16 protein-coding genes are annotated in these 20861 nt (G+C 61.0%); 9 read left to right on the top strand and 7 right to left on the bottom strand.

Annotated features, from left to right (window positions below; all coding sequences use genetic code 11):
• Positions 1–99 precede the first annotated feature (99 nt).
• Together NKT35_RS19075 and NKT35_RS19070 are read left to right on the top strand one after the other, a co-directional pair.
• Positions 100–1464 carry an MATE family efflux transporter gene (locus NKT35_RS19075; protein WP_254295986.1) on the top strand — a complete coding sequence of 455 codons (1365 nt, stop codon included), beginning with the start codon at positions 100–102 and terminating at the stop codon, positions 1462–1464.
• 120 nt (positions 1465–1584) lie between these two features.
• Complete coding sequence (locus NKT35_RS19070; protein ID WP_254295984.1) at positions 1585–1932, top strand: hypothetical protein; 348 nt, start codon at positions 1585–1587, stop codon at positions 1930–1932.
• Between the two features lie 404 nt (positions 1933–2336).
• Here the strand turns inward: NKT35_RS19070 and NKT35_RS19065 are convergent, their stop codons facing one another.
• Positions 2337–5195 (bottom strand): GGDEF domain-containing protein, encoded by a 2859-nt coding sequence (locus NKT35_RS19065; protein ID WP_254295982.1) that lies wholly within the window; start codon positions 5193–5195, stop codon positions 2337–2339.
• 173 nt (positions 5196–5368) lie between these two features.
• Here NKT35_RS19065 and NKT35_RS19060 point away from each other — a divergent pair, with 173 nt between their 5' ends.
• Both NKT35_RS19060 and NKT35_RS19055 read left to right on the top strand, forming a co-directional pair.
• Positions 5369–6778, top strand: a complete 1410-nt coding sequence (locus NKT35_RS19060) for a purine-cytosine permease family protein (RefSeq protein ID WP_254295980.1) — start codon at positions 5369–5371, stop codon at positions 6776–6778.
• A 358-nt stretch (positions 6779–7136) separates the two neighbouring features.
• Positions 7137–7589, top strand: coding sequence for a hypothetical protein (locus NKT35_RS19055; RefSeq protein ID WP_254295978.1), 453 nt, complete (start codon positions 7137–7139; stop codon positions 7587–7589).
• A gap of 143 nt (positions 7590–7732) precedes the next feature.
• On the opposite strand, the gene NKT35_RS19050 is transcribed toward NKT35_RS19055, so the two are convergent.
• Together NKT35_RS19050 and NKT35_RS19045 are read right to left on the bottom strand one after the other, a co-directional pair.
• The gene (locus NKT35_RS19050) at positions 7733–8761 is read right to left on the bottom strand and encodes an NADP-dependent oxidoreductase (protein WP_254295976.1); all 1029 of its coding nucleotides are present in this window, start codon (positions 8759–8761) and stop codon (positions 7733–7735) included.
• 55 nt (positions 8762–8816) lie between these two features.
• Entirely contained in the window at positions 8817–9689 is an 873-nt protein-coding gene (locus NKT35_RS19045) for a hypothetical protein (protein ID WP_254295974.1), read from the bottom strand.
• Positions 9690–9885: 196 nt separating this feature from the next.
• Here NKT35_RS19045 and typA point away from each other — a divergent pair, with 196 nt between their 5' ends.
• Positions 9886–11703, top strand: a complete 1818-nt coding sequence (gene typA, locus NKT35_RS19040; RefSeq protein WP_254295972.1) for a translational GTPase TypA — start codon at positions 9886–9888, stop codon at positions 11701–11703.
• A gap of 141 nt (positions 11704–11844) precedes the next feature.
• On the opposite strand, the gene NKT35_RS19035 is transcribed toward typA, so the two are convergent.
• The gene (locus tag NKT35_RS19035; RefSeq protein ID WP_254295970.1) at positions 11845–12405 is read right to left on the bottom strand and encodes a hypothetical protein; all 561 of its coding nucleotides are present in this window, start codon (positions 12403–12405) and stop codon (positions 11845–11847) included.
• A gap of 245 nt (positions 12406–12650) precedes the next feature.
• Here NKT35_RS19035 and nrdD point away from each other — a divergent pair, with 245 nt between their 5' ends.
• Both nrdD and nrdG read left to right on the top strand, forming a co-directional pair.
• Entirely contained in the window at positions 12651–14789 is a 2139-nt protein-coding gene (gene nrdD / locus NKT35_RS19030) for an anaerobic ribonucleoside-triphosphate reductase (RefSeq protein WP_254295968.1), read from the top strand.
• 7 nt (positions 14790–14796) lie between these two features.
• Positions 14797–15267: an anaerobic ribonucleoside-triphosphate reductase activating protein gene (gene nrdG / locus NKT35_RS19025; RefSeq protein WP_254295966.1), complete on the top strand. Its 471-nt coding sequence runs from the start codon at positions 14797–14799 to the stop codon at positions 15265–15267.
• Positions 15268–15326: 59 nt separating this feature from the next.
• Here the strand turns inward: nrdG and NKT35_RS19020 are convergent, their stop codons facing one another.
• Positions 15327–15773 (bottom strand): hypothetical protein, encoded by a 447-nt coding sequence (locus NKT35_RS19020; RefSeq protein WP_254295965.1) that lies wholly within the window; start codon positions 15771–15773, stop codon positions 15327–15329.
• 134 nt (positions 15774–15907) lie between these two features.
• On the opposite strand from NKT35_RS19020, the gene NKT35_RS19015 reads away from it, so the two are divergent.
• Positions 15908–17449, top strand: coding sequence for a methyl-accepting chemotaxis protein (locus NKT35_RS19015; RefSeq protein WP_254295963.1), 1542 nt, complete (start codon positions 15908–15910; stop codon positions 17447–17449).
• A 57-nt stretch (positions 17450–17506) separates the two neighbouring features.
• Here NKT35_RS19015 and NKT35_RS19010 read toward each other — a convergent pair whose 3' ends face one another.
• Both NKT35_RS19010 and nudC read right to left on the bottom strand, forming a co-directional pair.
• Complete coding sequence (locus tag NKT35_RS19010) at positions 17507–18760, bottom strand: hypothetical protein (protein ID WP_254295961.1); 1254 nt, start codon at positions 18758–18760, stop codon at positions 17507–17509.
• A gap of 148 nt (positions 18761–18908) precedes the next feature.
• Positions 18909–19703, bottom strand: a complete 795-nt coding sequence (gene nudC, locus NKT35_RS19005; RefSeq protein ID WP_254295959.1) for an NAD(+) diphosphatase — start codon at positions 19701–19703, stop codon at positions 18909–18911.
• 318 nt (positions 19704–20021) lie between these two features.
• Between nudC and NKT35_RS19000 the strand changes: the two genes are divergently transcribed.
• Entirely contained in the window at positions 20022–20816 is a 795-nt protein-coding gene (locus NKT35_RS19000) for a transporter substrate-binding domain-containing protein (protein ID WP_254295957.1), read from the top strand.
• Positions 20817–20861: the final 45 nt, after the last annotated feature.

Genomic DNA, 20861 nt, shown 5'->3' with positions numbered 1-20861 from the left:
TGTTTTCATTGTCCCGACCATTGTGCGGCAAATTAATTAATCATGCATGACTGATTAAATGTTAGGATGTCGCATTGTTCATAACCAGTCTGACCTTGCATGCGCGCAGTCCATACCCACGATCTCGATACCTTGCCCGTTTCCAAGCTGTTCTGGCGTTACGCGATTCCATCCATCGCCGGCATGCTGGTGACGGGGCTTTACGCCATCATCGACGGCGTGTTTGTCGGCCATTACGTAGGCAGCCATGGTTTGGCGGCGATCAATCTGGCTTATCCCCTGGTGATGCTGCAAGTGGGCTTGGGCGCGATGATCAGCATGGGCGCCGCCACCCGCATCGCCATCCAGCAAGGGGCGGGGCAGCAGGACGCCGCGCGCGGCACGCTGCTGGGCGCTTTCTTGCTGCTGGCCGGTTTGGGCGCGGCGATACCCGCGCTGGGGTTGCCCAACATCGACAGTTTGCTTGCCTGGCTGCAGGCCGACGTGCAGCCGCAAGTGGCCGAGCAGGCGCGAGCCTATTTGTGGTGGATGCTGGCCGGGGCGGCCTTGACCATGGGGCCGATGCTGGTGGCCTACCTGGCGCGCAACGATGGCCGCCCGCGCTTCGCCACCGCGCTGACAAGCCTGGGCGCGGTGCTCAATATCGGACTGGACTACCTGTTTGTGGCCCGGATGGGCATGGGGCTGGAGGGCGCGGCCATCGGCACTTTGATCGCCGAGGCTGTGGTCTTGGCGATAGGCCTGGCTTATTTCTTTAGCCGCCACGCCAATCTGCGGCTGCGCTGGAGTCGGCTGCGAGTGGATCGCGGCGCGCTGACGGCCATCGCCAGCCTGGGCGCGCCCAGCCTTTTGATGGAGTTCAATCTGGCGCTGCTGTTGTTCGCGCATAACCGGCAATTGCTGGTGTGGGGAGACGATCTGAGCGTGGCGGCCTATGCCGTGGCCGGCTATAGCGAATCCTTGTTCACGCTGGTGATCCATGGCCTGGCGGTGGGCATGCAGCCCTTGCTCGGCCATGCCACCGGCGCCGGGCAGCCGCAGCGGGCGAAACAGGCGTTGCTGCACGGTTTGAAAGTCAGCCTGGCGATAGGCGCGGCGGCGCTGCTGGCGGTGCAGTTGTTCCCGGCCTTCATCGCCGGCTGGTATAGCGATGGCAGCCAGGAATTGATTGACGCAGGCAGCCGCGCGCTGCGTCTGCACCTGTTGGCCATGCCCTTGGATGGCTTGGTGGTGGTGGGTTGCACCGCCTTGCAGGCCATGGCGCTGACCCGGCTGGCGCTGGGCGTCACCATAGGCAAAACGTTCTTGCTGCTGCCGTCCCTGGTGCTGCTGCCGCATGCCTTGGGAGTGGATGGCGTCTGGCTGGCCATGCCGCTGGTGAATACGGCCTTGGGCCTGCTGGTGGCGGGGCTGCTATGGCGCGAATTGCGGCGCTTGTCGGCGCAGGGCGGGGCGGCTTGCTGAGCCCAGGCGGAATGATGGCGGTATTTTTGTGGGCGGGCGAGTTTGCCGCCTGCGCAAATGCCGTCTTTATGGTATTCTTGCGCCCCCTTACCACCCATGCCGTGACCCGTCACCCATCTGATGAAAGACCCCTGCGATCACTACACCTTCGACCTGATAGGCGGGGTCCAGAAAAAGCCGGGCCGCAAGCCGCTGGGCGAGCGGGCGATGACGGTGGCCGAGCGCAAACGACGTAGCCGCGAATTACGCCGCAATCGGCTGCAAGAGCTTTCCGTCACGGTGGAACTGAGCCGCGACGCGCAAAAGTCTTTGGACAAGATGATAGAGTGGTGGGGCGTCAGCAAGAAAGAGGCAATCAATCGCGCCTTGGTCATCGCGTGCGAATCGCAGACCGGCCGCACCGGCTTTCTATTCGAGCTGGAAGCGCCGGCCGGCAAAATCAAAAAGTCCGCCAAACCTAAAGCCTAAGTGTTTCCGCAAGCAAGCCCGGCCTAGCGCCGGGCTTGTCGTTTCCGTCTCCTTACGCCTCTTGAAATTGTACCAAATCAAAATAAAGACGGCGCGTGGTGCGTGATCAGGCTGAAGCCCTCATCCGCCGTCGGCGCGGCAAAGTGGGAGGTAATCCGATCAAATGATTCGCCGCTGAACTTCATGAGCGCTCCTGTTTGGCGATGAAATGCCAGGCTCGCGGAAATGAAAAACCGCCCGTCTGGCACGCGGCGCGCGCTAACCCGCCATTCCGGGAATGGCGGAAGTAATTCCAGCGGCGCCGCGGTTATCTGTCTTCATCGTTATGATGCTTAACTGCGTGCGTGCTTTTCAATGCCGCATGTCTTGTCGCGCGTTGGTTTTGAAAGTGTATAAAATCATATCTAGCTGGGAGGGCCGATCTTTCGCATCCTGAACGTGTTCCGTCCGGCGGCCTTGGCGTCATACAGGGCTTCATCGGCAATTTCCAGCAAGCGCTCCGGGGTGACATCCGGGGTGGCGGCGTAAGCCACGCCTATGCTGGTGGACACTTTCCAGCGCTCGCCATTTTGCGTTGTGTCCTGGCTGGCGGCAGCCAGCAGCTTGCTCACCACATTGACGGCGGTGTGTTCCGAATCCAGGCCTATCAGCAAAATCACAAACTCGTCCCCGCCCAGGCGCGCCACATGGTCGGTCCCGCGAACATTGGCCCGCAGCCGGCGGGCGAACTCTTTGATCAATTCGTCGCCGGCGGCGTGTCCCAGCGTGTCGTTCACCTGCTTGAAGTGGTCTATGTCCAGAAACAGCAAGGCCAAGGCCTGGCGCTTCATATAGTGGTGGGCAATCTCGTCGTTGAGCATTTCCATGAAGGCCGATCGGTTGAGCAGCCCGGTCATCGGGTCCAGCGACACTTGGTTGCGCAACTGCATCTCGCGCACGCGCGACTGGGTCACATCCCAGATCATCAGATAAAAGCCGGACACGCAGCCGTCGGCATGCTGCTGGGGAATGAGGCGTCCCTCGACATAGCGCTGCTCGCCGCGAACCGGCATCTCACATTCGAAGGAGACTCTGAGGCCGGCTAGCGCCTGTTGAACGTGAGGCTGCAAAATCGCGAAAGCCTCCTGGCCGAGGAATTCCTGCATCTCGTTGCCTATGACCCGCTCCGGCGAGATGCCGAACATCTTCATATAGGACTTGTTGCAATAGCGATAGCGAAGATCGGTGTCGATGAAGGCCACCAGCGCCGGAATGGAATCCGTCACGCTTTTGAGCAGCGCTTCGCGCAGCACCAGGTCCAATTCGGCCAGCTTGCGCTGGGTGATGTCGCGGACGCTGATGCTGACGCCATCGCCCGCCTTGACGATTTCGTGATGTATCCAGGCTGGATGGGTGATGTCATAGCTCTTGGGCAGGTCTTCAGACACGGCGCGGCCGCTTTCCAGCACGCTCTTGTAATGCTCGAAATGATTCGGAATGCCATGGGTTTCGGTCAGGGGAAGGAAGCGCTGGCCGATGGCGCTGTCGCGTTGCAATTGCCACAGCCGCTCAGCTTCGGAATTAATGTAAACAATGCGGAAGTCCCACGGTTCGCCGGCCCCGTCCCGCTCAGCCTCCATGATCACAAAGGCGTCCATATTGGCCTCCGCCGCATTGCGAAAGCGTTCGGCCGCCAGTTCCGCCATGTGGTTGGATTGCTGCACTTCGCGCAGCAGCGGATCGGTCCGCCAGCGCAGGATCAGCGCGCCCAGCGTGACCATGGCCAGCATCAGCAGGGCGCTGGTTTCCAGTCCTTTGCGGATCGGGGTCAGCAGGTCGCGCACCCGGATTTTGTAACTGAAGGCCAGGCCGGTATCGCTGACCGGTTCATAGGCGCCGATCACGTCGCGGCCGGAGAAATCGACGGTGTGGATGGTGCCGCGCTGGCCGTAGAACGCCGGCCAGACGGTGAAGTGGCGAATATTGCCCTGTATCGGAATGGTGCTGCCCTTGTCGTCTATGGATTGGGAAAAGCAGCGCAGATAGGTGTTGTCGCGGCCGCACAGCGAATAAATGCCGCTCAGGGCGTCGTTGGGCCGGGTGGCGGCGACCAGGCGGTCGAACAGATCCATGCGCTGCTCCTGCACCAGGCGTGCCTCTCCGGCCGAAGTCTTGTAGATGTCGACAGTGCGGTAGAGATAATGGCCATTCCACAGCAGGCTGGCGCCGGCCGGCGCGCGCAGGGAGACAAATTGCCTGGGGTGAAGCTCGAAGTAGCCCACCTGGGCCAGGGTTTTGCCTGCGCGGTCTTGAATCGCGATGCCGTTCAGCGTCATGTGGTTGAGCGCGGCCAGCGTATCCGCTGCCTGCGGCGGCAGGCGTCCTAGCGAGGCTTGTTCCAGCAGGGACTGGATTTCGGGGCGTTGATATATTCGCCTTTCGATATCGTAGCTGAGGTCGAACTGGTCGCTCAATAAGGCTGCGCGTTGTTGTGCGCCGTATGACATCACCTTGAGCAGGCTTTGCTCGTGCACCTCGCTGCCGATGCGGTAAACCAGCAAACCGGTGATCAGCGATACCGCTACTAACAACACGGTTGCGGTAAGGGATACCGCATGAACCATCTCCTGGGAGCGGAGATGCCTGGGGCGGGCCGAGCGCAAGCGGCAATACAAGCCCAGGCAGGCCAGCAATATGCCGCCGGCGGTCAGAAGCGCCATCCGCACCTGCGCGCCCCAGCTGTAGAGCAGCTCCAGGTTGATCAAGTACGCCGTCGCCCCCAGCACGCCGATGACGGCCGCGGCGGCCAGCAATCCGCGCTCCCATTTTTCTCTGGCCGGCGTGGCGCCGGGGTGCAAGCCCAGGCTGGCGCAAAGCATGAGCAAGGCCAAGCTGGAGGAGGCGGCCATCTGGCCGGGCCGCGGCACCATATCGGCTTGCCAGCTGTGCAGCCCGGCTAAGTCTATCCACCAGGACTGGCCCGTCATGTGCTCAAGCAGGACCGTGAGGCAAACCAGCGAGACTGCCGCCGCCAGCAGGCGGTGCGGTTTCCAGCGCAACGGCAATGGCGCTAGCAGCAACGCCGCGCCAAACAGCATCAAGCAAAAAGCGGTGGACAGAACCATGTGGATGTTTTCTGGCATCCAGGCGGGAAGGCGCGCCAGCCAGGCATATGTCACCGAGGCGCCTAATGCGATCAGCGCCAGGCCGCAGCCATCCGCCAGCAAGGCGAAGCGGCCATGAAAGAGACGGCGCTGGAGTTCGGAAAGGGAAGGATTCTGCACGACGTCCTGCTATTCAGTTGAAACGCCTTACAAGGAATGTTAGGACAAAACTTAGCCGACAGTCGCCGTCGGCTAAGTATTTTCCACGAGTGGAAGGGGTGGACTTTCGCAATGAGAATGATGATGGTATAAGCGATATGAATTAGGCCAATGTCCAACGCCGTGGAGGCATCATGTCGCAAGTCGAGCAATCCCGAGTCTTGCTGGAGCGCCGCTCCATTGAATACATTCCGGAAAACGAAAGGCGCGGTAAGGTTTCCAGCCAATTCACCCTCTGGCTGGCGGCCAATCTGCAAATCACTGCGGTCATGACCGGCGCCTTGACGGTGGTGTGGGGCGGCGACGCGTTGTGGTCGATGGCGGGTTTATTGCTCGGGCAGGCGATAGGGGCCGCCATCATGGCTTTGCATGGCGCGCAAGGGCCTAAGCTTGGCCTGCCGCAGATGCTGGCCAGCCGGGCGCAGTTCGGCGCGCTGGGCGCGGTGTTGCCTTTGATTTTGGCCTGCGCGATGTATCTGGGTTTCAACGCTACCGGCATGCTGCTGTCCGGCCAGGCGCTGGGGCAATTGTTGGGCGTTCATGACGCCTGGGGCGTGGCGGTTTTCGCCATCGCCGTCATAGCGGCCGCCGCGTTGGGCTACCATGCGATCCATCGTTTGGGAAAGCTGGCCAGCGCGCTGGGCTTGGCTGCCTTCGCGTACTTGTTCTTCCGCTTGCTGGGGCACGAAGCCTTGCCGCAGCTGATGGCGGCGCATCATGTCTTTCAGCCCGGCGCCTTTTTCACTACGGTGTCATTGGCGGCGTCCTGGCAGATCGCCTTCGCGCCCTATGTGTCTGACTATTCCCGATACCTGCCGCGCGCCACATCGTCCACGAAGGTGGCGCTGGCCATCGGCCTGGGATCTGCGATTGGCGCTCAGCTATCCATGTCGCTGGGCGTATTGGTCGCCGCGATAGGCGGCGCGGCGTTTCGCGGGCACGAAGTCGCTTATTTTGTCGGCTTGGGCGCTTCCGGCATCATCGCCTCCGCGCTGTTCTTTTGCGTGGCGTTCGGCAAGATCACCATCTCCGCCTTGAATGCCTATGGCGGCTTCATGTGCTTGAGCGCCATCGCCGATGCTTGCGGCGGAATCCGTCTGCGTCGCGGAGTGACCGTACTGGCGCTGGCGCTTGTTTCCGCCGGTGTCGCCGTGGCGGCGCAGCATGGGTTTCTTGCCTTGTTCAAATCATTTTTGCTGGTCTTGTTGGCTTTTTTCACGCCCTGGAGCGCGGTGAATCTGGTGGATTTCTATCTGCTGTCCGATGGGAAAGTCGACCCGCAAGCGCTGTCCGATCCGAAAGGGCGCTACGCGGGCTGGAACAAGGCGGGGCTGGCTGCCTATGCATCCGGTTTGCTGATCCAGATCCCCTTCGTCGACTGCGCTTTCTATACGGGACCCATGGTCAAGTGGCTGGGCGGCGTCGATATTTCATGGCTGATGGGATGGTTGCTGCCGGCTGTCGTGTATGGCTTGATCGGCGCGCGCGCCAGAACCGATGCGGCGGCTCCGCGAGCCATTTCCATCCCGCAGAAGGGGGAGTGATAGACGCCGCATGCCAAATGACAATCCGAGTCAAGGCCGCTGGAGTTGTCTCGTCTGTAAGGCGAGGGCTTTTGGCCGAGATGAAGCGCGAAGTCCTGAAGAATCATGGCGATTTCGCAAAGCGTTTGTGTGAAGCGCGCCTGTGTTCGAAGGCAATGGTCAAAGGCTGCCTGGTGAGCTGTGATTGCCTAATTTGAAGGCGATTGTCGCGCGCCTATGATGTGTTTGGGAGCCAAAGGCAAGGCATGTTTGGCGGATGCGTTGGAGTGGTCTGGTTGCGTTGGCAGCCCTGGAGGAGCTTGTTTCTGTGGGGCTAGGCCTGCTGCGGGGTTGAAAGCGCAATGATAATGTGTTTAAGGTGGAGCTGGCGTGGAAGGAATATATTGAGGCTGGAAATGTCAATGTTTACCGATTGCCTGTCGATTATCTGAATGATGATGAAGCCCTGGTACGTTTGAATTTTGACGTGTATTCAGATGGCAAGGGTTCGTTCTCCAATGATGTGGCAAGCGGCTATCGATGGACTGAGGTTCTTTTCAAGATAGAAAAGAAGCGCGGCGGCGAGTGCTCTTGGTCGGGCGGCCCGCTTTATCCGGTGGGTGGAGTATATAAAAAGTACAAGTATGATGAGGACCCGGCGGGGGTATTGAAGGACGAGGTCAAGAAGGCGAATTTCCATGTAGATGATATGGTGCTGGATTTTGTGGAGACCTCGGATGGAAAGGTATGGACGCCGGGCTATGTCTGGAAGGATTCGATTAAAGCGGTTCCGCATCTCAGAAGCTATTGCATCAGCCCGCTTGTCTATTAACTTTCACCCAGGTCTTCAGCAAGGCGCGACGGGCGTTTCAAATGAAACGCCGCCTATCTGTCATATTGATGGCCGCGCCAGGGTTGCGGTGGCGCCGCTGAGGAGGGGTAAGCCTCCCCGTTTCTGGCATCAGGCCTTGCCCATTAAAGCTTGATGATCATCTTGCCCTGGCTACGCCCGGTCAGCATGTCGACAAAAGCCTGCGGCATGTTTTCCAGGCCGTGGGCCAAGGTTTCTTGGGCTTGCAGGCGGCCGGACTGCAGCTGCGGCACGGCGAAGCTTTCCAGCTCATCTTGCAGCTGGCGATAATTTCTCACCAGGAAGCCTTCTAGGCGCAGGCTTTTGCCGACGATGTCGTACAGATTGCGCGGCAGCTCGGCCTGCTCTGGGTTGTTGTACTGGCCTACGGCGCCCACCCAGGCGATGCGGCCATGTTCGCGAATGCTGCGGATGGCGACTTCCAGGTGCTTGCCGCCCACATTGTCGATGTAGATGTCGAAACCGTCCGGCGCGGCGCCTGCCAGCGCCTGGGCAAGGTCTTGCTCGCGGTAGTTGATGGCGGCATCGTAAGCCAACGTTTCCGTCAGGTAGCGCGCTTTGTCGGCGGAGCTGGTGCTGCCTATCAGGCGCCGCGCGCCCATCAGCCGGGCGAATTGAGCGACGGCGCTGCCTACGCCGCCGGCCGCGGCGGAGACGAACAGATCTTCACCGGCCTGCAGTTTGGCGATGCGGGTGAGGGCGACATAGGCAGTGAGTCCGGTGCCGCCAAGCAGGCTCAGAAAAGCGCTGGCGGATACGCCGGAATATTCCTTGAGGATGCGCGCCTCCGCTGCGGGCACAATCGCGTGGCTGCGCCAGCCTTCGCGATGGAACACCAGTTGGCCGACATCCAGCCCGCTGTCGCCGGCATCGATGACACGGCCCACGCTGCGTCCTTCCAGCGGCGCGCCCAGCTCCCATTCCTCGTCCATGCATTCGCGCATATAGGGGTCGACGGACAGGTACAGGTTTTCCACCAGAATCTGGCCGCTTTGCAGCTTGGGCAGCGGCGTTTCTTTCAGTGCGAACAGGGCGGCGGAGGGCGCGCCCGCGGGGCGCTGGATCAGGTGGATTTCTTGAGCGTGGGTGGGCATGGCGTTCTCGATGCGGATGAATTGCGAGAACCATACCATGCAACTGGCATTTTGTGGCGCGTGAAAATGCCCGGCGCGGGCCGGGCTGGCGGGTTTAGTCTTGCAGCGGGGAGAGCGCTTCGATCAGCGCCACTTCCTGGGCGTAGCTCAGGCCTTTCAACTTGCCGAGCATGGCCTCGCCGTCGATCTGGAATTGCTGGTCCAACTCGTCCTCGATGATGCGGGCTTCCACGGCCAGCCACACGCCGCGGCAGGAGGCGGCGCTGTCGAAGTGGATGCCGGCGATCACGTGGGCGATCAGGCGCAGCTCGTCGTCGCTGAACAGGCGCGATAGCGCGGCTTGCTCGCGACGGACGATTTCGGCGTAGCGGTCGCAGATTTGCTGCACGCGCTCGCCGTCGCCGTAGTGTGCCGGTTCGTCTTGCGGCGGCAGCGCGGAGCCGTGCTGGAACCATGCCTCGATCAGCGGGCGCAGTTGCGGCAGGTCTTCATGCCAGACTTGCGCCAGCGCTTCGCGGAACTGGGCGTTGTCGGTGAAGGACAGGTCGTCGAAAGGCATGGCCGGCAACACGCCTTCGTTCAGGGTGCGCTTGCCCACCCAGACGCGGCCTTCGTCGTCCAGCTTCACTTCGCCGCGCCAGACGGCTTGCTCTTCGGTGGCCAGATTGTCCACGTGCAGCTCAACATAGGGCAGCGGCGTGTTCTGGCCTTCGTCTTCGCCGATGAAGCGCAGGGTGATGTCGAACAGGCCGTGCTTCATCACTTCCAGCAATTGCAGGCCGTCGTTATGGCCGGCCAGGATGAAACGGTCGTCCTTCTCGTAGACGGCCACTTCCTCCGGGTGCGGCGCCGGGTGGATCAGCTTGGCGCTCAGCGCGTCGGCCAGCTCGTTGGCGTCGTTGTGCTGGATGTCGTAACCGGTGCGGTAGGCCTCGTGTTCATGCCACAGTGCGTTCCAGTCGTACATGTTTTTATTCCTTGTTGCCTGATGGGGCGGAGTGTAGCGCCAAACGCGGCGGCAGACGAGCGCTTCGCGCGGCGGGGTTTTGATGGGATCGCCATCAAATCTTCATTCGTTTTTACCGAAATTTTCTTAGCTAGCTGCTAGCATGCTATAATCTTTCGATTTTTCTGTTTTCAGAATTCCAGCCGAAACGCTAAACATGACCCGACAAATCCGCAACATCGCCATCATCGCCCACGTGGACCATGGCAAGACCACCTTGGTTGACCAACTGCTGAGACAAAGCGGCACTTTCCGCGAAAACCAGCAAGTTGACGAGCGCGTAATGGACAGCAACGATCTTGAAAAAGAGCGTGGCATTACCATTCTGGCCAAGAACACCGCCATCGATTACGAAGGCGTGCACATCAATATCGTAGACACCCCGGGACACGCCGACTTCGGCGGCGAGGTGGAGCGCGTGCTGGGCATGGTGGACGGCGTGGTGCTGCTGGTCGACGCCGTTGACGGCCCGATGCCGCAAACCCGCTTTGTGACTAAGAAGGCGCTTGCGCTGGGCCTGCGTCCTATCGTGGTGATCAACAAGATCGACCGTCCGAGCGCTCGCCCGGATTGGGTGGTAGACCAGACTTTCGACCTGTTCGACAAGCTGGGCGCCACCGACGAACAACTGGATTTCCCGATTATTTACGCTTCCGGCCTGTCTGGCTTCGCCAAGTTCGAACTGGAAGAAGAGTCCGACAACATGCGCCCGCTGTTCGACACCGTGCTCAAGCACGTGCCGACCCCGGCCGGCAGCCCGGACGCGCCGCTGCAGCTGCAACTGTCCGCGCTGGACTACTCCACCTACACCGGCCGCATGGGCCTGGGCCGCATCCTGAACGGCCGCATCAAGCCGGGTCAGCAAGTGGTGGTGATGAACCACGACGAGCAAGTGGCTTCCGGCCGCATCAACCAGGTGCTGGGCTTCCAGGGTCTGGATCGCGTGGACGTGGCTGAAGCCGAAGCTGGCGACATCGTCATCATCTCCGGCATCGAGGATATCGGCATCGGCGTGACCATCTGCGACAAGGAGCAGCCGGTAGGCCTGCCGATGCTGTCGGTGGACGAGCCGACGCTGACCATGGACTTCATGGTGAACACCTCGCCGCTGGCCGGCACCGAAGGCAAGTTCGTGACCTCGCGCCAGATCCGCGATCGTCTGACCAAGGAACTGCTGACCAACGTGGCGCTGCGCGTGGAAGACACCGGCGATGCCGACGTGTTCCGCGTGTCGGGCCGCGGCGAGCTGCACCTGACCATCCTGCTGGAAAACATGCGCCGCGAAGGCTTTGAAATGGCCGTGGCCAAGCCGCGCGTCGTTTTCAAGGAAATCGACGGCCAGAAGTCCGAGCCGTACGAAAACCTGACCATCGACCTGGAAGACGACCACCAGGGCGGCGTGATGGAAGAAATCGGCCGCCGCCGCGGCGAGCTGACCAATATGGAATCGGACGGCAACGGCCGCACCCGCCTGGAATACCATATTCCGGCCCGCGGTCTGATCGGCTTCCAGTCCGACTTCATGACCATGACCCGCGGCACCGGCCTGATGAGCCACGTGTTCGACGACTACGCGCCGGTGAAGCCGGACCTGCCGGGCCGCCACAACGGCGTGCTGATCTCGCAAGAGCACGGCGATGCCGTCGCCTACGCGCTGTGGAAGCTGGAAGACCGCGGCCGCATGTTCGTGTCCCCGGGCGACAAGCTGTACGAAGGCATGATCATCGGCATCCATAGCCGCGACAACGATCTGGTGGTCAACCCGATCAAGGGCAAGCAGCTGACCAACGTCCGCGCCTCCGGCACCGACGAAGCGGTTCGCCTGACCTCCCCGATCAAGCTGACGCTGGAATCGGCCGTGGAGTTCATCGACGACGACGAACTGGTGGAAATCACCCCGAAATCCATCCGCATCCGCAAGCGCTACCTGCAAGAGCATGAGCGTCGCAAGATGTCCAAGGTGGAAAGCATCTAAGCTGATTGGCTGCTTGAGAAAACCCCGCGCGAGCGGGGTTTTTTGTTTTCTGGCAGCCGGAAGATAGCGGCCCGCCTGGCGGGATGGCCGCCGCCCCGGGCGGCTCTGGCTCTGAAGCCTGGCTTCGCGGGGCTGCGGATGTCAGCCCTGGCCGTTCAGCGCGGCAGTGAGCTTGTCGTATACCTGGCCGTAGCTGGCGGGATCGCTGAGCAGCAGCGTGCGCGAGTTGCCGTTGCTGTCCCAGATGGTTTGCCGCATTTGGGCGCGCAGCCATATCTGGCGCGCTTGCGCGCCGTTGCGCAGTGTCAGCAGCAGCTCAGTGGTCTGATGGTCCGGCTTGCCGGGCAGGGGGAACTTCAATTTCAGCAAGCCGCGCAGCACTTGCCGCGCCTGGCTGATCAATACCTCGTCTTTTTCCGCGCGGATGACGCCGAATTCGGCATCGATGTCGACCCGGTTGTAGCCCAGCTGCTGCAGCGCGCGGCGGCCCGCTTGCAAGGCGGCGGAGAGGCTGGCGCCGTCCAGCACCCGGTCGCGGGCTTGTTGGTAGTTGCGGATATCTTCGGCCGAGGGCTCCACTCGGATCTGGGTGGAACTGTAGTTCAGGACGCGCCCTCCTTGACCTTGCACGGTCTCATTGTCGCCTGCGAAAACGCTTTGGCTGCTCAGGCAGAGCAGGCCGAAAAAAAGATAGCGCCACATGATGGAACTCCGCTTGGATATGTCATGCAATCTAAGCGATTGATAATGACATTTGTGTTCCTAATTGTAACGATTGGGGCTGTTTTATCTGATAATCGCAATATATTGATCGATGGCAAATCTCGAACCCATATTTTGCGGACAATGAGCAGCTGTGCGTTGCGGCCTTGGTCGCGGCGAATGGGTGATGCGCGGTCCGTGAAGAGATGCGCGCATGGTTCTCAATATTAGACAAGGGGGAAGGCATGCTTCAGGTGCGCAAGCGCGACGGCGCGATGGCGGGGTTCGATATCGGCAAGATCGCCAATGCTTGCCAGCGGGCGGCGATGGCGGCAGGTAGCGAGCAACCGGCCAGGCTGGCTTTGGAAGTGGCAAGCAAGGTGGAAAAGCAGTGCCGCGAACTGGCCGATGCCGGCAAACTGGATATTCCCGCCATTCAGCAGCTGGTGGAAAACGCGCTGATGCATGACTATCCCGAAGTGGCGCGGGTTTACATCGAATACCGGCACGACCGCGACAACGTCCGCGCCCGCGGCTCCGAGCTGCATGCCAAGCTGATGGGCCTGGTCCACAAGACTGACGCCGACGCAGTGACCGAGAATGCCAATAAAGACGCCAATGTGTTTCCGGTGATGCGCGACCTGATGGCCGGCATCGTCTCCAAGCAGTTCGCCAGCACCTTCCTGCCCAAGGACATCCTGACGGCGCACAATGAAGGCGCCATCCACTTCCATGATCTGGACTATTCGCCCTTCCTGCCGTTCACCAATTGCTGCCTGGTGGATTTGAAGGGCATGCTGGAGCAGGGCTTCCGCCTGGGCAATGCGCAGATCGAAAGCCCGAAGTCGATAGGCGTGGCCTGCGCCGTCACCGCGCAGATCATCGCCCAGGTGGCCAGCCATCAATATGGCGGCACCACCATTCCCAATATCGATCAGACCTTGGCGCCGTACGCGCTGAAAACCTATCGCAAGAACCTGGACATCGCCCGCCAATACGGCATCGCCGAGCCGGAGCGCTACGCCCGCGAGCGGACCGAAAAGGAATGCTACGACGGCATCCAGGCCTGCGAATACGAGATCAATACTTTGTTCAGTTCCAATGGCCAGCAGCCCTTTGTCACTTTTTCCTTCGGCATGGGCACCGCCTGGGAAGAGCGCATCATTCAGCAATCCATACTCAAGGTGCGCATCAAGGGCCTGGGCAAGGAAGGCATCACGCCGGTATTCCCCAAACTGGTGATGTTCATCGACGAAGGCGTCAATCTGAAGCCCAGTGATCCGAACTACGACATCAAGCAGCTGGCGCTGGAGTGCACCTCCAAGCGCATGTATCCGGACATCATCTCGGCAAAGCTGAATCGCCGCATCACCGGTTCGGCCGTGCCGGTTTCGCCCATGGGCTGCCGCAGCTTTTTGTCGATTTGGCGCGATGCGGACGGCAAGGAGGTATTGGATGGCCGCAATAATCTGGGCGTGGTCAGCCTCAACCTGCCGCGACTCGCCATCGAAAGCGGCGGCAAGCAAGAGGCGTTCTGGAGTCTGCTGGAGCAGCGTTTGCAGCTCTGCTTCCGCGCGCTGATGCTGCGCATCCAGCGGCTGGAGGGCGTCAAGGCCAATGTCGCGCCCATTCTCTATACCGAAGGCGCTTTCGGCATGCGCTTGGCGCCGGACGAAGACATCATGGCCTTGTTCCGCGATGGCCGCGCGTCGATCTCGCTGGGTTATATCGGCCTGCATGAGGTGGGGGTGCTGCTGTTCGGCGATCATCCGGCGGAAAATAGCGAAGCCCAGGCCTTTCTGCGCCGCGTCGTGGCCAGGCTGGGCGAGGCTGCGGCGGAGTGGCGGCGTGAAACGGGCTTTGGTTTCTCCTTGTACTCCACCCCGAGCGAGTCGCTTTGCCACCGCTTCTGCAAACTGGACCGCGAGCGCTTCGGCTTGATTGCTGAAGTGACCGACAAGGGCTATTACACCAACTCTTTCCATCTGGATGTGTTCCGCAAGGTCAACCCTTTCGAAAAGATCGACTTTGAGGCGGGCTACGCCGAACTGGCCAGCGGCGGCCACATCACCTATGTCGAGCTGCCGAATATGCAGCACAACCTGGCGGCGCTGGAAAGCATCTGGGATTACGCGCTGCAGCGCGTGCCTTACTTCGGCAGCAACACCCCGGTGGATTCTTGCGGCGCATGCGGCTTCATGGGCGAGGCCAAGGCCGACGCCGACGGTTTCTGCTGCCCGCAGTGCGGCAATCGCGACAGCGCTTCGCTGTCGGTGACGCGTCGGGTTTGCGGCTATCTGGGCAGCCCCAACGCGCGGCCCTTCAATGCCGGCAAACAGAAGGAAGTGATGCGCCGCGTCAAGCATTTTGGCGGGGAACATTGAGCGGAGCATGAATTACGACCGCTACTACACCTGCGATCTGGTCAACGGCGAGGGCGTGCGCGTCACGCTGTTCGTCACCGGTTGCCAACATGCCTGTCTGGATTGCCACAACGCTTCGATCTGGGATCGCAAGACGGGACGGTTTTTTTCCGATGAGGTCAGGGAGCAGTTGCTGAGCCATTGCGCCACCCATGATGGCTTGAGCCTGTCCGGCGGCGATCCGCTGCACCCCGCCAACCGGGAGGCGGTGCTGGATTTGTGCCAGGCGTTCAAGGCGCGTTATCCGGAGAAGAATATCTGGCTGTGGACCGGCTATCGCTACGATGAAGTCGCCTCGTGGCCAGGAATGAGGCTGGTGGATGTGGTGATAGACGGCAAGTATGAACGCGGGCAGCCGACGACGCTGCCTTGGCGGGGGTCGGCGAATCAGCGCCTGATCCGCTTGAAGGGCGGCAGCCCAGTCAGCGGCATAGTGTGATGGGCAGATGAAAAAAGAGGCGCGGATCCGCGCCTCTTTCGTATTGTCGCCCTAAGGCGTCAGCTGGTTTTTTTCTTCTTGTGGTGGTGATGGCGCTTGCCTGCATGTTTCTTCGCCGCTTTCTTGTGCGGTTTGGCGGCGGCATGCTTGGCTGGGCGATGCGCCGTTTTCGCATGTTTGGCGGTTTTAGCCTGATGAGGCTTCTTGGCGTGGCTGGATGCGTGCTTGCGCGCTTTGCTTGCCTTCTTGCCGGCATGGCTGTGGTGGGCCGGTTTGGCCTTGCTCTTGGCGGCGGCTTTGCCGTGGCTGGCGTGAGCGCCGGCGGGTTTGGCTGTGGCGGCGGTTTGCGGAGTTTTCTTGGCGTGGTGCGAAGACAGCGGCTTGGCCGCGGGCGCAGGCTGGAAATCGCCGGGCAGCGGTTGATCTTCGTTTTCCGCGTGGGCCTGGCTGGCGGCAAAAGCCATGCCAAAGGCGAATAATGGGGTAATCAGCTTGATAAGTTTCATATTCGGTCTGATTGGTCGATAGGCGGCGCCGATTGGGAAAGCGCCGGTATCTGCCTATATTAGCATGAGCGCGCCGGCCATCCAGTATTCGGCGGGCGCATGAGCTAGCGAGAAGCTTGAATGGAGCGCGCGCGATGAAGCTGTCCACCCGCTTGGGGTTGCTGGTCATCAATGCCTTGCTGGGCATGGGCGTATTGACGGGCGTAGCCTTGTACGGACTGCATGACTCCATGCTGGACGATCACAAAGGCCAGATCCGCACCACGCTGCATCTGGCGGCCAATCAAATAGCCTATTTTCAAAAGCTGGAGCGAGCGGGCAAGCTGAGTCGACGGGAGGCTCAAAAGCGCGCCGTGGAGGCGATGACCCAGTTGCGGGACAAGGGCAATTATGTTTTCGCGCGGGATGCGGGCCAACTGGTGCTGGTGCATCCGGACAAGCGCAAATTGGGCAAAGCCGATCCCGGCGACAAGCTGCCTGATGGGCGGACTCTGGTTCAGGCTTATGACGACGCGCTGCGCGAGGCGGATTTTGGATTTGTGCAGATACAGACCCGGCGTCCCAACGGCGATGTGCCCCTGCCTAAGCTCAATGCGGTGATGCGCATTCCAGACTGGGGCTGGACGATAGGCACCGGCATGTTTCTGGATGATATCGACCTGGTTTACAAGCAGATGGCGGTAAGACTATTGCTGATCGGCGGCGAACCCGAACAGGCCTCGCACACGGCGCGAGCCATCGCCGCCGGCGATTTGTCGCAGCGGGTGCGTTGCGGCCACCAGGATAGCCTGCTGGATGCGATTGCCCAGATGCAGGCGGGGCTGCGGGAAATGATTGAAAACCTGCACGGCGGGGCCGGCAATCTGGAGTCCGCCGTGATGGAATTGGCCGAACAGATGCGGCAGATACGCGCGGTGGCCGCCCGTTCGATGCAGGTGACGGAAGGCGCGGCCAAAGAGATCGAGTCGATGTCGGCCTGTTCCAGCCAGGTAACAGCTTGCGCCGACGAGACGGAAAGCCACTCCGTGCGCTCCAGCCAATTGGCCAGTCGTGGCGAGGAGCTGGTCAATCGCGCGGCGGAGGAGATTCAGCTGGTGGCGGGGCAGGTTGTGGACGCTTCCGCGCAGATCGCCAGTCTGGCCGAGCGCTCGCGCGAGGTGGACGGCATCGCGCTGGAAATCAAGGAAATCGCCGATCAGACCAATCTATTGGCCTTGAATGCCGCCATCGAGGCGGCGCGGGCGGGGGGGGGGAGCGGCCGAGGTTTCGCCGTCGTCGCCGATGAGGTGCGCAAGCTGGCGAAGCGCAGCGCGCAGGCGACGGAGCGCATCACCGGAACCATCCAGGGCATTCAGGCCGATACCGATTTGGTGGTCGCCCGAATGGACGGCGTCAAGCCGGTGGTGATTCGCGGCGTGGATCTGGCGCGCGAGGCGGCGCTGGCGCTGCGGGAAATCAACAGCGGCATGGCGCAGGCGCTGGATCATATCCGCAGCATGGCCAAAGTGGCTTCGGCGCAGGCGCTGGCCAGCCATAGCGTGGCGGACAATATCGCGTCGGTGTACCGGATCGTCGACGAGTCGCAATCGTCGATGACGCTGGTCAACGCGGATGTGGAGGGGCTGTCCACGCTGGCGCAGGAATTGAAGGCTTCGGTTGGCCGGTTCCGGCTCTGATTTCAGGCCATCGCCCGGCCGGCGTTTTAGCAGGGAGGGCGATGGCGGAGCGGGGCGTCAGCGTTGCGAGAGTTGCTTGGCGGAGCGGGCGGCGGAGCGCTGGGACTTGATCGTCAGGAAATTGGCATAGGCGCTGGCGGAGCTGGTGGAGCCGCCATCCTGGATGCCGGCGTCGCTCATCATGGTGTAGTAGGCGTCAGGACGCGACAGGGCGGCGAGCATGAAGCCGGTTCGCAGGTAATTGGTTTCGCCGCCGTGTTTGCTGCTGTTGTCGCTGCTGCCGTCGACACGGCCGGAGTAATCGCGATCGCCCAAACGCATCACGTCGAATACCGTGTTGCCGAACGGCGCCATCTGCTTGGCGGTCAGGCCATAGCGGCCGCTCAAGAGCAAGCGGTAAAAGCCGTAGACATCCATGCTGCCGTGGTTGCAGTCTTCTCCGCCGGTGGCTGGGATGGCGTAGGCCCAGTTGTAGGCAGCTTTGCCTGCCTGGTCGGTATAACGGGTAAGGCCGGATTGGAAGAACCAATCCAGGTTGGATTTGACGATGGCATCGTAGCGTTGGACGCGTGCAGGATCATCCTTCAGCAGGTCATGGGCTTGGGCCAGGTTCATGAAGCCGTAGTCGAACATCATTTGCTGGTTCCACGGCACTGGCTTGCCAGTCTGGTACGGTGAGTTGTCGGCGAAGTACATATGGCCGTCCTTCATCGTCAGCAGCGATTTCAGGATGTGCTGGTCCATGGTCTTGTCGGCTTCGGCCAGATAGGTCTTGGCACGCTGCAGATAGGTGGCGCCGAAGTGGTGGGGGTCGCCGCCGGCCACGTTCTGGTTGTACAGCGCCGGGGTCTTGATGATCTGGCGGGCGCAGCTGGCCAGGTGGCCCACCGGGTCGCCTTGTTCGCCGCCGGTCTGGATCGGGTATTTATCGGGAACGTTGGGCCATACCGGGTCGACGCGGCCGGTCCAGATCACGCGGTGGCCAGCCGGGGCCGGCAGGATATCATTGCGTTGCGACAGCAGGCTGTCGCAGTAGTCGGTCATCTTGTCCAGGACTTCCTTGCGCGGAGCGATATCGTACACCTGGGATAGCGCCTTCATGGCTTTGCCGTCGTCGCCCTGGCTCCACTCCTCGCCGGACTCTGATATGACAGGCTGTATGCCCTTGGCAAAGTCGACGAACGACTGGATTTCATTGGCGGCGACAGGGCCATCCAAACTATCCACTGTCAGAGGCGCGGCGTGGCTGTAGAGGCTCACTGAGGCCAGCGACAGCATCAAGGATAGTTTCAGATATTGGTTTTGTTTCATCTCGGTTCAACTTTCAGAAGTGAAAACGGAAGCCATCCAGTGGGCAAGCATGGCTTGATGGCGGCTTCGTCATTTCGTTGAACGTGAGAGTATGCGAGAAGGTTTACAAATCCTTTATTTAAATAAAAATTTAATAATTAAATGAAATTTAGCCATTTTTATTATTAATTTGATTGCAAGTGAATTCAATGAGATGCCGGGCGATCGATATCGTGGAGGGCAAGCCGGGCAGCGCGTCGATGTCGAACCATTGCGCGTCTTCGATTTCGCCTTCCTGCGGCGTGAGCGCGCCGCCATCGTATTCCGCGGTGAAGGCCAGCATCAGCGAGTGCGGGAAGGGCCAGGATTGCGAGAAGGCATAGCGCAGATTCTTGATCCGGATGCCGGCTTCTTCCCAGGTTTCCCGGTGCACGCACTCTTCCAGCGTTTCGCCCGGTTCGACGAAACCTGCCAGCGCGCTGTAGACGCCCGGCGCGAAATGCGGGCTGCGGGCCAGCAGCAGTTCGCGTCCGCGCTGAACCAGCACCATCATGGCCGGCGAAATGCGCGGGTAGTAGAGTTGGCCGCAGCTTGGGCAGCGGCGGCCCAGTTGGTCGCGGGCAAGCTCCAGCGGCGTCGCGCAGTGGCCGCAAAATCTATGGCTATGAAAAAACTGCCGCAGCTGGGCCGCTCTCGCCGCGGCCTGGATCTGGTTGGCGGGCAGCGCCATCAAGGCGGGGCGCAGCGGCAGCCATTCGCCATCCGCGGGAGCGGCGCCTATCAATTCCGCCATGAACAGATTGCGCTGTTCATGGACGCCGAGGAAGCTTGGGCGGGTGAATTGGGCATTGGCAGGCGCTTGTTCAGGTAATTGCTGATCGAGCAGCCATAAAAGATCGCCATCGAATAGGCACCAGCGGCTGGGCAGGTCGGGTGCGGGCTGGGAAGGCAGTTCAAAAGGCATGGGGCTGAAAACATGACAAAGGAAAGGCCCAGTGTACGCTGACTTTCGCTGCCGCGCACATGCTCATGGCGAGCATGCTCCTTGCGCGCGGGGAGGCGATCCGAGTGCTGGAGAGAGTGGTGGAAATGTTGGATTTGGGGGGGGGCAATGGGCGCGTCGCAAGTCCGAAGGCTGAGCTTGTCTAACGGCCTGCGCCCTTCCACATCTTGGGGCAAACGAGGTTTTCACTCATAGGGCCGGGCGGTGAAGACATCTCATCGACTGAAATGGCCTATCTTGAACCATGTGGGGATCAGGCCAAATGGCGCGGGAGGGGCGATGCGTGAGCAGATGAGGGTGAGGGTCGGCGTGGCCTTAATGTCGCTGCTGGGCTTGATTCCGGCTCAGGCTGGAGACGCCTGGCAGAAAGTCAGCCAGCAGGGCGCCTTGGTCGTCGGCCTGGAAGGCACTTTTCCTCCTTATAGTTTTCGAGCCGCGCCCAATGCCGAGCTGCAGGGCTTTGAAGTGGATTTTGGCCGCATGCTCGCGCAGCAATTGGGTGTGAAAGCGCAATTCAAGACCATTATTTGGGGACAGATGCTGAGCAGTCTGAAGGCGGGGCGCGTGGATGTGGTGGTGAATCAGGTGGTGGCGACCACAGAGCGCAGCCGAAATTTCGACTTTTCCATCCCTTACACCTATACCGGCCTGCAGATGGTGGTGCGCAAGGCGGATCAAAGCCGTTTCCGCAGCGCGGCGGATCTGGCCGGCGCTCATGTCGGCGTGGGCGCGGGCACCAATTACGAGCAGTGGCTGCGCGCCAATGTGCCGCAGGCGCATGTCCATCTTTATCATGACGATCTGACCAAGTACGACGGCTTGCGCCGCGGCGAAGTCAACGCCATCGTGATCAATCGCCTGGCGGCGTTCAATCTGATGCTGAGCAGTCATGGCGAATTGCTGGCGGCGGGCAGAATGCTGGCGCGCGAGGATGCCTGCGTGACGATGCGCAAGGGCAACCCCCGATTGCTTGCCGAGGTGAACCGCGCCATCGGCCATCTGCAGCGCGACGGCAGCTTGTTGGCGCTGTCGCGCAAGTGGTTCAAGGCCGATATCGTCAGCCGGCCAGAGTGAGTCCGCGCCATTGAATGCCGGAGCCGATGGCCGGGCCGCCTGCCT

Source organism: Chromobacterium sp. IIBBL 290-4, assembly GCF_024207115.1.
Taxonomy (GTDB): domain Bacteria; phylum Pseudomonadota; class Gammaproteobacteria; order Burkholderiales; family Chromobacteriaceae; genus Chromobacterium.
Note: the sequence above shows the minus strand (reverse complement) of the source record. Positions and strands in the feature narration are given on the sequence as shown.